The sequence below is a fragment of the Acidobacteriota bacterium genome (assembly GCA_003225175.1).
Taxonomy (GTDB): Bacteria; Acidobacteriota; Terriglobia; order Terriglobales; family Acidobacteriaceae; genus Gp1-AA112.
On record QIBA01000106.1, the window covers coordinates 1 to 12,404 of the forward strand.

Sequence of the window (12,404 nt, forward strand, 5' to 3'; positions counted from 1 at the left end):
AGTTTAGAAGCCTGGGCGAAAAACCAGGGCGAAGGCATAGCGCCGCTGTAACGGATCTACCTGAGGGACAATCATTGGTATGAGTGACGCGTGCTTGTGTGCGAGATGGCTCATGTGCGTGTCATAGACATAACGCCCGATGAACCAGCCCATACTGCCACCGGCGACAACATCGGAAGCAAAATGTCTCTGCGCAGCAACTCGCGCTGCGCTTACTATTCCGGCGAGGCTGTAAGCGGTTATGCCGACGATTCGATTGTGCTTGTACTCATGGTCCAGCAGAGAGGCGATCGTCCACACCTGAATCGCATGCCCGGACGGGAATGAAGTTCCTCCGCCCCAAAAATCGCCGGGGTTTTTCTCGTCAGGACGATTACGCCGAAACACTTCTTTCAACACTCCGGAGACAATCAGGCTGTCGAGCAGAGACTCCGTTCCCAGAACACCGATTTCCCGCGCCTTCGCACTGTCCCGCCACGCTCCATAGACATACGAGCCGGCGACGATAGGAACCAGTGTGTAGGCCGCCCCAATTTGGGAAATCCGGCCGCCCCAACGGACTTGCCCGCGGCTGTTTTCAAAAGCATTCGCGATATGGGTATCGGTCGCAATCAATGCTCCCGTCGCCGCCATTGGCACCAGCCATTCCAAGGCATCGTGCCGATTTACATGGAAGGGGCTGGTGAAAATGTCTTTCTGATCGAACGCAATGTTCAGGAACAACTTTCGCAGGAGCGGCTTTGGCCGCTCCGTGTCACCGGGATAAAAGATGCGGTCACGACGGTCTAAGCCCGGCGGTGACTGGCTTCCCGAGTTATCGCTGCTGCCGGCGTCGGATTGGACCGCATCGATTCCTTCGAACAGACCGGCACTGGCTGCCGGTTGCTCAGGGGGAAACACGTGATCGCTTGCGTTTACCGCAGTTGCGAGAGCTCCTGCGATGACAACTATTTTCAATAGCCGAGATACCGTCATCGTATTCCTTGAGCCACCTGAGCTCTTCGATGCGGATTCAGCTGCATGCGTTTTGCCTCATATTCTTTTGTGGAATCTTGCCGCCTGGACTGAAGGACTTGCGGCTTGGTCATTGAAGCTTCTTGAGAGTTCTAGCTTCACAGTGCTCTCGGAGATATAGAATCCCCTGCACTCCATGATGTTCCATTGTGGGACTCTAGAGATTCCTTTAGACGTGCGGCCCGTCCTCATCCCTGTCCCCGGTTTTCCCGCGAATTATTCCCTACGCCAGGATCAAAAAGGGACGGCCTGACCGGATCAAACGGGACGGCCTGACCTGCGCGATTATTTTCGAGACAATGAAGTCGGGGCGAGATCAGGCTGTTCCCGGTCGGTCTAACGCGGAGTCTCCTTACTTTGGGGCTTGTCCTTGCCGGAGATTTTGTCTTTGCTTCCCACTACGCCAGACTTCGTCCCTTCGGCGACAGCTTTCCCGGCATGTCCAAAGCCTTTGCCGAACGCTTTGGCGGCAGCCAGCGGATGTCCTTCCTTTATGTCGTGTCCGGCGGCTTTGGCTCCATGGCCGATATCGCTGGGCGCGGTAGCCATAGTTTTGCCTCCACCCACATTCAGATGCGACAGCGTGCTCTCGTCGAGCTGGCCGTTGACAGTGAGATTCTTGTCCTGCTGATATTTCCGGATCGCTGCCCGGGTCTTCGCGCCGAGCTTGCCATCCGCCGTACCGGCAGCGTAGCCATCTGCGTTCAGCTTATTCTGAGCCGCCTCCACCAAATCGGGAGTGACCCGGATCTTCTTGAAATCGGGCTGCACTTCAGTGCTGCCATCAGCGTGTTTCTTATCGATGACCGTCCCACTGGGAGCTTTAGCTTTATCAGACTGGGCAGACGCAGTAAGACACAGGCTTCCAGCAAAGATACATGCGCAGGCAAAGTACATCTTCTTCATGGTGTTTCTCCGAGTACTGGGATGCACCAACGAAGAAGCAATTTGCCACGGCAATGCAGGAGATGAGGAGATAAGCGCTAGCCGGTAAGGCCAGCGCTAAAGCACTTTCAATGAGAAGGAGGCTGCAAAAGCCTCCGCTTCCCATGAAAATGTGGGGTAAGCACACCCTGCGAAACTACGCAGAGTGCGGCATCCGCAGTCTGGAGGAATCATAGGAAAGGCAGAAAAGACTCGGCCACCGCGGGCCCAAGTCCCGCCGAATTGGCGGGACGTGCGCCAATAGCCCACCACGGCCGAGTGGTGGGAAAACGGAAGAGAACGATCAGAGTCCGGCTTTCAGCCGGACGGTTGAGAATATGCGTCGACGCGGAGTTTCACCTCGAATCGCGTGGCGGCAATGCAATGCCGTGCTTCTGTAACAGAAGCTTCCATTCCGTCGCGAAATCAATCTTGCGATGGTGCTCTTCCTGGTGATCGACGTAATGCTTGACGGAATCGAGATTCGAGAGGCTGACAGTGAAGGCAGCGTAGCCCTCCTGCCATTTGAAATCCTTGTTTGTCAGGTCACTCATCCACCCGCTAGAGCCCGCTTTCATGAGCTGCACTGCCGTGCAGATGGGCATCGGCGGATTTAACGACAGCAAGAGGTGCGCATGCTCGGACATACCGCCAATCGCTAACGCGCGAAAGCGATTCTCGCGCGCGATGCCTCCCATGTAGCTCCAGAGACGCGGACGGAGTTCCGTTGGAATCGTTGGACGACGAAATTTGGTGGAGAACACGATGTGAAAATAGAGGCAGGTGAAGGTGTGCGCCATTGTGGGAACGGCATTGTAAAACAGATTGTCAATCGTCCGGCTGGAAGCCGGACTCCAAATCGCCTTATTCCATCCAGCCCACCACTCGGTCGTGGTGGGCTATTGGCGAGCGTCCCGCCGGTTGGCTGGACTCAAGTGAACTATGAGGTAGGTTACAGGCGACAGGGGCAGCAGGGCTGAAACGCAGGCCATGCTGGCTGTAGAGCTGACGGAAACGATGCGTAGTCCGACCGCAGAGAGAACCACAAGGGGACGGCCTGAACTGCGCGATCATTTCTTGTAAATGAGCAGTTCAGTGTCCCGATTTATTCCTTGCGTTTCTTCCTATCATCCTTCAACAGCATGTCTGCGTTCTCTATTTTCTTGCGTTCATCTTCCCGGCGAATAGCTCAGATCGGGTCTGTACACAGCCGACTCGGTAAGCTGGTGCTCTGTGGCGTCTCGGATCGCCTTGAAGATGGCGGCGCCTCCGTCCTTTCCGTAGGTTTCATTCACAACATCCGGCATGGACTTTGCCAAGGGCGCGAAGTCGGCCCAGTTCTGGAGGGAGTTGAGCCACACGAAGGTTGGTCCTTCACCGCCATTGACTAATTGCAGCCAGCCTGAGGTCTTCGGCCAATCCGGCTGTTTACCGAGAGCCTCGTTGATCTTCTTGATGGCATCCATGAATTCGGTCTGTGCGCCGGGATGGAGTACGTAGATCGTGACAGCGGTGATGGGCGTGGGCGGGCGATTGGCCGCGCCTAAACTCATGTCTGAGCGATACACATAGAAGCCGTTCCAACTGGCCTGTTCATGCGGGGACATATTTGTGGCGGCATCGGCGGTGTCGGCTTTGCCCATGCGCTTCTCCCAGTCGTCGAAATCTTTCCACGCATGCCCGCACGTGGAGGTCACATAGACCCCTGCATTCATGCCGGTTTCAATAGAGAACGTGGCCCATGTCCAGGTGTCGTTCTGGCTCTTGTGGAACTGCATGTGCTTCTTTCGTCCTTGCTCGAGTTGCGCCTCCGACCCGGGCTTCGGTTTTACGAAGTAAATACGACAAAGATTGTTGGCATTCTGAGGACTGAGCGCCTGCGGGGAGGAACTGCTGGTACTGGAACCTGCCTGAGCCCAACACCCGGCCGAACAGATCAAGCTAATGGCGAGAATCGCGTTGCCTGATTTCATCTGGGTTCTCTCCTGGGCGAGTTAAACTCGCGGTGCGCACCCTATTGGTTCAAGCCACAGATGTCAAGGAACTTATGGCATGTGAATTTCTTCAGAGCAACGGGTTCCACGAATAGTTTTTTGTTGACGGAATCCGCGGACAGACGGAGATTACCTCGCAAGCTTAGACCAGGTGTGTAACCACTTCGTCAGCGGCTCATCTTCAGCCGCTCTCAGTCACATCTTCTTCCGCCAGCATGTCGTAGAGGGTTGATCTGCCGATGCCCAAAATCTCGGCGGCTTTTGCTTTGTTGCCCTCTACGGCTTGGAGGACGTCGTGGATATGTTTGCGTTGCATCTCTTTCAGGCTGATGAAGGGCATCGCCGACGTGCCGGCTGGAGATACCGGGTCGAAGCGGAAGTTTTTGGCGTCAAGCACCCGGCCTTCGCTCATCATGCAGGCGTTTGCGATAACGTTTTCCAGCTCGCGAATGTTTCCTGGCCAGCCGTAGGTAGAGAGCATGTTTTGCCCACGTCGGCTGATTCCGGAGATTTCTTTGCCGTACTGCTTCGCGTACTTTTCGAGGAAGTGTTTCTGCAGCAGCGGCAGATCCTCTTTCCGTTGCAGCAGCGACGGCAGACGCAGATCGACAACAGACAGGCGGTAAAAGAGGTCTTCGCGGAAGCGTCTTGCGCCGACTTCGGTGCGCAGGTCGCGATTGGTGGCGGCGATCACTCGAATATCCAGTCGGCGCGGAGTGACTGAGCCGACCGGTTGAATCTCATGGGTTTGCAGTACCCGCAGAAGCTTGGCCTGTATGCCCATCGGCATGTCGCCAATTTCGTCCAGGAAGATTGTGCCTCCGTGGGCATGCTCGAATAGACCTGCGCGAGTTTCGTTCGCGCCGGTGAAAGCCCCTTTCACGTAGCCGAACATCTCGCTCTCGGCGAGGGCTTCGGGAATTCCCGCGCAATTGCAGACGATCAATGGACCTTGTCTGACCGGAGACAGACCGTGCATCGCCCGGGCGACAAGTTCTTTGCCGCTACCGGATGGGCCGGTGACGAGCAGGCTGCGGAAGTGCGGAGCAATCCGGCTCATGCGGCTGAAGAGTTCGAGCATCGCGGGGCTGCGCCCGACGAGTCCGTGGAAGCTGAAGGAGGAGAGCAGTTCGGAGTCGAGCTCAAGAGTATGCAGGTTTCTTCGTGCCGCCTCGATGGCTTGTCCGACGCGAGCGCGGAGATGGTGAGTGGAGAGCGGCTTCGTCAGATAATCTGCTGCGCCTTTGAGGATGGCGTCAACCGCCGCCGCTGGCGAATAGTCCTCGCTGATGAGGATGACCTCGGAGCGCGGGTCCTGCAGAACGATGCGTCCCAGCAGGTCAGAGTCCCGAGCACTGGGAACCTGTGGATCCAGCAGAATGATGCGCGGCTGTTGAGTGCGCATTAGTTCGAAGCCTTGTTCGCGTCCGTGGGCGGCGGAGATGCGGACGGGCATGTCGCTCAGCGCGTCGCGGACGGCGTCGTGAACCTGCTGGTCGGCGTCGATCACCAGCATCGACAACTGCTGTGGGGAGTCCAGCGTTATGACCATGGTGCGGCTCGTCGCGTTCTTTGTCAGGCGAACGCTGCGAAACAACAGAGTCTAGCGGGTTGAATGGCGTTTCACAAATGGCCGGTAACACGCCAGGCGGTCGGCTCTCGGCTGTCAGCTTTCGGCCGGCAACGGGTTCCTTGAACCGAAAGAAGACGTTAATGGCCAAGCGCCGAATACCCTCAATTAGGAGGAGAAGTGATTGGAGACGGCCACGGCGAGGTCTGGCGCGTGCATGTCGCTGAGAGCTTTTAAGTGCATGCCGATGCCATCGTATCGTTCTGTAATCTGCCGCCAGTAAGGAATTTCGAGCGGCATGAAATAGCAGAAGAAGATGCCGATAACGCCCCGCACCAGGACCAGACGGAGCTGGATGGCCGCGGTGCTGAGCTGCTGACCGAAGGCCGATAGCTCCGGGTCAGTTGCCTTCGACAACCCGTGCCCATACGAAAGCAGCAGTGAAGAGTTGCGGAACGCTGATTTGTAGTAGGCATAGATGGCTACAAGTCGAATCCGCCTCAAAGTTCGATATTCGCGGCTGGGCAGTTTCTTCTTCAGATACTGATCGTCAACCCCGGAAGCGATGTGGCGAAAACCTGCGAGATTGAAGGGCTCCAGTTCATCCAGCAGCTGGGACAAGTTCGAGGGGTGCTGCATCGATCCGCGAAGCAGCTTGGCGATTGCCACGATGGCAGCCGCAAGCAAAACGACCAGCAAGAGAATGAATGTCATTTTGAGAGCGCGCCTCTTACCCCATTAACCCATTGCAGTAACTCGGGCCTGACCGATATCGGCACCGGAATCTCTTCCCTTTTTGGCACAAAGTAAAAGGCGAAGATGGCGGCAACGCAATTATAGGTAATCGTTTCAATCCAGCCTACAGCCACACTTGACAGCCAGTAACCGTGAGAGCGCATTGCGTAAACCACCAGGTCGACAGTTCCAAGCAGGCCGACCCCGAGCGCAATGCCACAAATCGCTGACGTCCAGCGGATTCCCAATACCACGGAGGACCCGACAACAAAGACGAACATGCCAACCGCAGTGAAGCTAACTGCTTGCTCCGCGTCAGAGATCAGCTGCTCAAACGTGCGCCCGCCATAGTTGTGATAGGTCACGAGCAGAGCCAGCCCCCAAAAGGCCAGAAGAATTGCTTCATACCCAAAGCGCCGTAACCAGCTGAGCGGTGAGTATCCACGCAGCATTGTGAGGAAGATGCTTCGGAGTAGCAGCAGACTAAAGATCACACTGCAGGCACTCGCAGTCCAGTAGGAATAGAAATAAAACTTATATGACGTGCGATAGGCGATACATTCAACTGTAACCCGGCTGAACTGAAAGATGAGGTTGGCCCAGAATACTGGATAAAGCCGGTGCTGCTTCCGCCGGTACATCACGATAGCTGTAGCCGCGAGAACCGGAATCGGAAGCAGCGAACAGGAATAAATCAGTGTCATTCTGGCGGAAACAGAGTAACATCTGTATTCCTACTTTGAAACCCCTCAATTGATCGAACACCCCGATGGCGGGCAGTCCGGAGGTGGCAAGGGGCCGTCAAAAAGTTGGCGCGAGATGGGCGGAGCGATCAGCAGAACGGCGAGGGCGAGTAAGCAAAATTTTTTCACTGTGCAATTCCTCCTTGGTTGAAGTTGCACAGTGATGTTCGGTCGTCCCAAACAACCGCGACGAATTTTGCGTTTGAGGTTACAGATTACAAATTCGTAATTTCCCTATGTTAAGAACTGCCGTCGAAGAAGCGTTTCGCAGGGTGTCCGCAGTTTCCGGCAATCTGGCGCGTCTTGCCTATCTGGCATCGCTGCAGCAGCAGCCGGGCGTGTATAGCCATTGGGGCCTGGCTGCTGACTACGGCGAAAAAGCGCTCTGTGATGCCTTCGGACATGCTCACCGCATGGTGCTGGAAAACATGCTGCAGACGGATCTCGCCGAGCTCGAAGGTGAGCTCGCGATGCACGCCGAAGACACCTTTGAGAGCAAGACGCAATCGCTGCGCAACCTGCTGGGCCGCCCGGGATTGGCTCCCAGGAATGCAGGCAAGCACGTCAATGCGCACCTTAAATATGTGTTCGCGTCATTGCAGGCTCTCGCTCGACATTCCGGTTGACACTCCTTAGCTTGGTGGCGATTCCCACAACCTGGCCGACGACCTCGATTTCGCTTGGCCGCTTGTAGTTGCGCGCCGGCAGCCCTGAGAGCGCATGCGGTTGGACTTGAACTTCCTTGCTGCTGACCACAGCGCACCACGCACATAAATAGGTATCGTGCGTCTCAAGAAAATAGATTGGCCGTTCGAAGTCTGACGCCCACGGGCCAGTTTCGATTTCGGTGAGATGCTGGTCGATTTGTACGAATGTTCCGGGAAGAATGATTGGGTAGAGCGTGTAGTCCTCGCTTCCCACGTACCCGTATGTGTAGTTGGGATCCTGGAAGGTTTGTAGCGCTCTCATGGGAAGGACCCCCCATTCCTGGATCATCCGGCGGATGTAGCTGGTTTTCTTGTGATCAAAAAGAGGATCAATCTTTGTGGGCAGATCGCAACCACTCAGGCCGACATCGCTAGCCAAATGAGTCCGGGGTGGCGAAGGCAGCGCCTGCGACTGTTGCGGATCCACACCATAAAGGGCCAGCAACTCCATCAATGGTCGCCGGTAAATCAGTGCGAATGCCTGCAAGCGATAGATGTTAGGCAAGATCCCCTTGCTCTCGATATGGCAAAGGCGGCTCTGAGGTAGCCAGTATTTTGGATTGTGGTATTTCTGAACGAGTTGAAGGCTCGCAATTTCTACGTCTTTAAGCGTGAATCCAAGTTTTTCACGTAAAGCGCGAAGTTTTTCTCCAGCAGACATGCCGTGCCCCTTTTTTTCGAAAATGTAACTTCGCGGCACAATAGCAGCCCACCCACCAGTGGCGCTATCAGGCAGAGAAATTTCGCTTTCGCAAAATCAGGGAGGAAGCTTGGCGGAACCTGGTGATAGACGGGACGTTCACCTATCTGGGAAGACCGCCGAGATCTTTCGTTTGTGGCCGTTTTCCGAAGCTTTTGCCGGGAAGGTTAGTCATTGGCCGCGGCCAGCGCTTGCTCCTCTGCTGCTCGCGGCTCAAGGTCGTTGTGACTGACAGCAACCAGGAGCCGGACACATTCTTCGCGAAAGCTGTTCCAGCGATAGCCCCCCGCCCGCAACACCTCGCCGTGTTCACGCCAGACCACCAGCAGGGTTGCAAGCTGGAAGCAGCGCCAAAACATGAGTTCTAACGATGGAAGCGATCGGCGGCTGCTCTGCAGCTGCTTCAGGTTCTCCGCCTGGAAGCGCAAATGGTCGGCTTCGTCGGCAAGAATATTGGCGCAAATGCGCTGCAATAGCGCCGAGCCGGTCGCGCACTGAAGAGACGCATAGTATGGAACCGCGACGATTTCCGCCATTACCAGCACGCGCAGGCACAGTTCAAGCCCGGCAAACTTGCGGACGCGCCGGAAAACTCGATCGACCCAATGTTGCTCGAGCAGCGCCACGCCCTCGCGTTGCAGAAAAAGCGCCAAGTGTCGGCTGTGCCGCTGCTCTTCTTTAATGAACAGCTCCAAGGATGATATGAAATTCGGATTGAGCGCAGCCAGCCGCGACGCACAACCGCGTCGTATCAACCCGGAACCGTCAGAACCTTCCCCCAGTTGAAATTGCTGGATTGATCCGCGCACCAGTCGCAACTCACGATCTGTAAGGGTTCGTGGATGCGACCACGGCAGCAACTCACGGCCGGCAGTTCGAGACGAGAAGACAGCAATCCAATCGGTGTCTGTCATCGCCAACTGACTTTATATGACAAAGTACATTACGTCAATACTGATCGAATCAGTAAGAATTCCCCAGATCCAGACCACGACCGTTGATCTCCCCTCCGGATGCGCGTTATGGAAAAGCCTTCTATGGCATTCCTTGCTGGCCTTCCACCCTTGCAATAGGCACCAGCGCTAACCAAGCTACGCCTGAGGCTTTGTCTTCGATCAGCACGTGCGCCATCTACAATCAAAATCATTGCTTCCGGAGGCATTCCTAATAAAATCGGAACAACTCTTCTTTGCGGAATCACCATGACTGGAAACGGAAAAGTCATCGTCAAGAACGACAAAATTCTCGGCGGAGAGCCGGTATTTCGGAACACTCGCGTGCCCTTCCAGGCGCTGCTCGATTACCTGGAGCACGGGAAGACACTAGACGAGTTTCTGGACGACTTTCCTACCGTCAGTAAGAGTGAAGCAATTGCTGCACTCCAAGAGGCGAAAGCCTTTGTGGTCGCACACCTCGGATGAGGGTCCTCATCGATGAGTGTGTTCCCAGGAAAGTCAAATCAAGTCTTTCCATGCATGAATGCACGACGGTGCAGGAGGCGGGATTCGGAGGAAAGCAGAATGGGGACTTGCTCGCTCTGGCGGAAGGGAAATTTGATGTTTTTCTAACAGTGGACAAGGGCATCCAATATCAACAAAGCCTTTCTGGTCGCCCTATTGCCGTATTAATTATTCGAGCAGCATCGAACGATATAGATGACATCCTTCCACACGTTCCGGACTGCATCGCTGCCCTGGATTCCATTCAACCGGGACGAGTGGTGGTTGTGGGCACAAGTGCGCAATAAGAAACATGTGGAACGTAGAGACGGCTGAATCCAAAATTCTTACTAATCAGAGCTACCGCCTGGCTGCTGGCCTCCCGGCCGCGGACCTTCCAGGCCATTGTCGATGATGTACTTTTGTATGAAAGGCGATAGTTCGTCCCATCTTATATATCCCTTGCGCCACTTCGTCAGGACCTCTTCGCGGTAGTACACGGTAATTGCCGGCTCGAACAGGTGGCTCTTGATCCAGTCGAGCGCCTGTGAGGTGGAGTCTGCCTGGTCGTCATGTTTCCCATTTGGGAACGTCACCAGCTCGTGCACATATTGGGAAAGCCAGGGAGCGCGCTCCGGCAGGTAGACAAAGCCGTTCTCGATGGTTGGGGTAACGGTGAGCATACGCGTCCCTTTGTCCAGCTTTGACTGGCACTTCTTGATGCTTTGCATGCCTTCCTGGATCAGCTCCTGGCAAAGTTGCGTCCCCGAGGCTTTGTCTTCGATCAGCACGTTCTTCGCCTCCCATAGGGCGGCGTGCGCTCTAACCACGCGTTTCAATTCGGGATATTCCAGCCGTGCGCGATAGACGTCGCGCAGGTAGAGGCGGCCGCCAGTGCCCCCGCCGCTAGCAGGCGAACTGCTCCCCCCGCTACCGCAGGGGGTTCTGATTGCGCCCCAGGTGGTGCAGACGCTGTAATCGCTCAGCTCGCTGGCTTTGTTGGCCGTGTCCCAGCTTTGGAAGAAGAAGTCGAATTTCTCGGGAAGCTCAGCCTCGGTGTAGGTCTTGAACCAGCGAAGCTTTACCAAACCTCCGCCTAATGGCGCAGGAGATTGCTGATACTGTCCGGCAAAGGTGTACTCGCCTTGCGTCTCGCGCAGTTGCTCGAGGACTTCCATCGGCTCTCTTTCGCGATGGAGCACCTCGCCTTTGCGCCGGGTATAAAGCAGAGTCTTTGAAAGGCGCGGGACTTCGTAGCGCTCGTCTTCCTCCGCGATGGCGGGAAAGCGCACGACCTTCCATTTCGGTTCGATGTCGATGGCCTGGCGGCGCTCGACATCGAGCACGTGGCCGACGAGGTCGTCCTCGTGCAGGCGCTGCATGACCAGGATGATGCAGCCGGTGAGCTTGTGATTGAGGCGGCTGACCAGCGTGTTGTCGTACCAATCATTCACGGCTTTGCGGCGCGTGTCGGAGAGCGCCTTATCGGGCTGCAGCGGATCGTCGATGATGATGAAGTCGGCGCCGCGTCCGGTGAGCACGCCGCCTACTGACGTTGCTTTGCGCGATCCGCGCGCGGTGGTGAGAAAGTCTGCCACCGAGCGTTTTTCCGGCGACAGCCGCGTGGGAAAAATCTGGCGGTAGAAGTCGCTGTTGATCAGCGCGCGGCAATCGATGGCGTGCTTGTCGGCGAGGTCCTGCGCGTAGCTGGCGCAGATGATTTGCGCGCTCGGATTGTGCGCCATCAGCCATGCGGGAAAGACGATGGACGCGCAATGCGACTTAAGCGAACGCGGCGGCAGGTTGATGATGAGCCGCCGCGTCTCGCCCAGCCGGCAGCGTTCGAGCTCGTGCGCGATAACGTCGATATGCCAATTGCGCGCGAAGTCGGTTGCAGGATTGAGTTCCAAAAAACTGCGCTCGGCAAACGTGCAGAAATCGTTGCGCAGCGCAGCACGATATTGTTCGGGAGTGAGTTCGGGCATAGACATTTTTTTCACCACGGAGACACGGAGAACACGGAGAAACACACTACGGAAGTGAAACCACTAAGGACACGAAGGTTCACTAAGGACTTCAAGAGCCTGTTTTCCTTTGTGTTCCTTCGTGACCGGAGCCTGTCCTGAGCATCGCCGAATGGGTGGTTTCATTGGTTTTGGCAAACAGCACCACGCAGAAACACACTACGGAAGTGAAACCAGTAAGGACACGAAGGAACACGAAGGTAGAACTGTCATTCTGAGGCCCGGTTTCGCCGAAGAATCTCCGGCGATGCCTCAGACTCACATGCGGTATCCCGGCTCTTCGGCGAGGATTCTCGTGAAGAGCCAAGACAGGACGTAGCAGGCCGAAACATTCCCGGGAGATCCGTTCGCCCAACAGAGGGGCTCAGATGTGATGAAAGCAGGCGTGCCTCCCAGAGGGTACATTCGTGCTCGAAGCACAGAACCCTGAAGGAGGCACGGAATGATCCACGTAGGAGTAGATCTTCACCAGAGATTTTGTTACATGACGGCGGTAGATTCAAGGGGGCGATTGCTGGGAGCCGGGCAGGTCCGGAATCAGGACCAAGCCTTGC

At 55.9% G+C, this 12,404-nt stretch carries 14 protein-coding genes; 3 read left to right on the forward strand and 11 right to left on the reverse strand.

The genetic code is table 11. The features are described 5' to 3' along the window. Positions 1 to 3: 3 nt before the first annotated feature. From DMG62_22420 to DMG62_22465, 10 genes are all read right to left on the reverse strand, one after another. On the reverse strand, positions 4 to 975 hold the full coding sequence (locus DMG62_22420) for a hypothetical protein (protein ID PYY20688.1): 972 nt from the start codon (positions 973 to 975) through the stop codon (positions 4 to 6). A gap of 375 nt (positions 976 to 1,350) precedes the next feature. Beyond that, positions 1,351 to 1,920: a hypothetical protein gene (locus DMG62_22425; protein PYY20689.1), complete on the reverse strand. Its 570-nt coding sequence runs from the start codon at positions 1,918 to 1,920 to the stop codon at positions 1,351 to 1,353. Between the two features lie 374 nt (positions 1,921 to 2,294). Then, positions 2,295 to 2,738, reverse strand: coding sequence for an IS200/IS605 family transposase (tnpA, locus tag DMG62_22430; GenBank protein ID PYY20690.1), 444 nt, complete (start codon positions 2,736 to 2,738; stop codon positions 2,295 to 2,297). Between the two features lie 369 nt (positions 2,739 to 3,107). Beyond that, positions 3,108 to 3,911, reverse strand: coding sequence for a hypothetical protein (locus DMG62_22435; GenBank protein PYY20691.1), 804 nt, complete (start codon positions 3,909 to 3,911; stop codon positions 3,108 to 3,110). Positions 3,912 to 4,113: 202 nt separating this feature from the next. Further along, positions 4,114 to 5,529, reverse strand: coding sequence for a sigma-54-dependent Fis family transcriptional regulator (locus DMG62_22440; protein PYY20692.1), 1,416 nt, complete (start codon positions 5,527 to 5,529; stop codon positions 4,114 to 4,116). 141 nt (positions 5,530 to 5,670) lie between these two features. Then, positions 5,671 to 6,216 (reverse strand): hypothetical protein, encoded by a 546-nt coding sequence (locus tag DMG62_22445; protein ID PYY20693.1) that lies wholly within the window; start codon positions 6,214 to 6,216, stop codon positions 5,671 to 5,673. Next, complete coding sequence (locus tag DMG62_22450) at positions 6,213 to 6,941, reverse strand: hypothetical protein (GenBank protein ID PYY20694.1); 729 nt, start codon at positions 6,939 to 6,941, stop codon at positions 6,213 to 6,215. The genes DMG62_22445 and DMG62_22450 overlap by 4 nt, the downstream gene beginning before the upstream one ends. Positions 6,942 to 7,219: 278 nt before the next feature. Then, the gene (locus DMG62_22455; GenBank protein PYY20695.1) at positions 7,220 to 7,555 is read right to left on the reverse strand and encodes a hypothetical protein; all 336 of its coding nucleotides are present in this window, start codon (positions 7,553 to 7,555) and stop codon (positions 7,220 to 7,222) included. A gap of 1 nt (position 7,556) precedes the next feature. Further along, positions 7,557 to 8,348: a hypothetical protein gene (locus tag DMG62_22460; protein ID PYY20696.1), complete on the reverse strand. Its 792-nt coding sequence runs from the start codon at positions 8,346 to 8,348 to the stop codon at positions 7,557 to 7,559. Positions 8,349 to 8,554: 206 nt separating this feature from the next. Continuing rightward, complete coding sequence (locus tag DMG62_22465) at positions 8,555 to 9,301, reverse strand: hypothetical protein (GenBank protein PYY20697.1); 747 nt, start codon at positions 9,299 to 9,301, stop codon at positions 8,555 to 8,557. Between the two features lie 288 nt (positions 9,302 to 9,589). Here DMG62_22465 and DMG62_22470 point away from each other — a divergent pair, with 288 nt between their 5' ends. Both DMG62_22470 and DMG62_22475 read left to right on the forward strand, forming a co-directional pair. Continuing rightward, on the forward strand, positions 9,590 to 9,808 hold the full coding sequence (locus tag DMG62_22470; GenBank protein PYY20698.1) for a hypothetical protein: 219 nt from the start codon (positions 9,590 to 9,592) through the stop codon (positions 9,806 to 9,808). Beyond that, positions 9,805 to 10,134 (forward strand): hypothetical protein, encoded by a 330-nt coding sequence (locus DMG62_22475; GenBank protein ID PYY20699.1) that lies wholly within the window; start codon positions 9,805 to 9,807, stop codon positions 10,132 to 10,134. Before DMG62_22470 ends, DMG62_22475 begins: the two co-directional genes overlap by 4 nt. A gap of 42 nt (positions 10,135 to 10,176) precedes the next feature. On the opposite strand, the gene DMG62_22480 is transcribed toward DMG62_22475, so the two are convergent. Further along, entirely contained in the window at positions 10,177 to 11,817 is a 1,641-nt protein-coding gene (locus DMG62_22480) for a terminase (protein ID PYY20700.1), read from the reverse strand. Positions 11,818 to 11,962: 145 nt separating this feature from the next. Here DMG62_22480 and DMG62_22485 point away from each other — a divergent pair, with 145 nt between their 5' ends. Next, positions 11,963 to 12,169 carry a hypothetical protein gene (locus DMG62_22485; protein PYY20701.1) on the forward strand — a complete coding sequence of 69 codons (207 nt, stop codon included), beginning with the start codon at positions 11,963 to 11,965 and terminating at the stop codon, positions 12,167 to 12,169. The last annotated feature ends 235 nt before the right edge of the window (positions 12,170 to 12,404 follow it).

Bases quoted from the DNA above. Each gene is read 5' to 3' on its own strand.
- DMG62_22425 (PYY20689.1), bottom strand. From the start codon at position 1,920: ATGAAGAAGATGTACTTTGCCTGCGCATGTATCTTTGCTGGAAGCCTG.
- DMG62_22465 (PYY20697.1), bottom strand. From the start codon at position 9,301: ATGACAGACACCGATTGGATTGCTGTCTTCTCGTCTCGAACTGCCGGC.
- DMG62_22480 (PYY20700.1), bottom strand. From the start codon at position 11,817: ATGTCTATGCCCGAACTCACTCCCGAACAATATCGTGCTGCGCTGCGC.
- DMG62_22450 (PYY20694.1), bottom strand. From the start codon at position 6,941: ATGACACTGATTTATTCCTGTTCGCTGCTTCCGATTCCGGTTCTCGCG.
- DMG62_22435 (PYY20691.1), bottom strand. From the start codon at position 3,911: ATGAAATCAGGCAACGCGATTCTCGCCATTAGCTTGATCTGTTCGGCC.
- DMG62_22485 (PYY20701.1), top strand. From the start codon at position 11,963: ATGGGTGGTTTCATTGGTTTTGGCAAACAGCACCACGCAGAAACACAC.
- DMG62_22445 (PYY20693.1), bottom strand. From the start codon at position 6,216: ATGACATTCATTCTCTTGCTGGTCGTTTTGCTTGCGGCTGCCATCGTG.
- DMG62_22460 (PYY20696.1), bottom strand. From the start codon at position 8,348: ATGTCTGCTGGAGAAAAACTTCGCGCTTTACGTGAAAAACTTGGATTC.
- DMG62_22475 (PYY20699.1), top strand. From the start codon at position 9,805: ATGAGGGTCCTCATCGATGAGTGTGTTCCCAGGAAAGTCAAATCAAGT.
- DMG62_22470 (PYY20698.1), top strand. From the start codon at position 9,590: ATGACTGGAAACGGAAAAGTCATCGTCAAGAACGACAAAATTCTCGGC.
- tnpA (PYY20690.1), bottom strand. From the start codon at position 2,738: ATGGCGCACACCTTCACCTGCCTCTATTTTCACATCGTGTTCTCCACC.
- DMG62_22420 (PYY20688.1), bottom strand. From the start codon at position 975: ATGACGGTATCTCGGCTATTGAAAATAGTTGTCATCGCAGGAGCTCTC.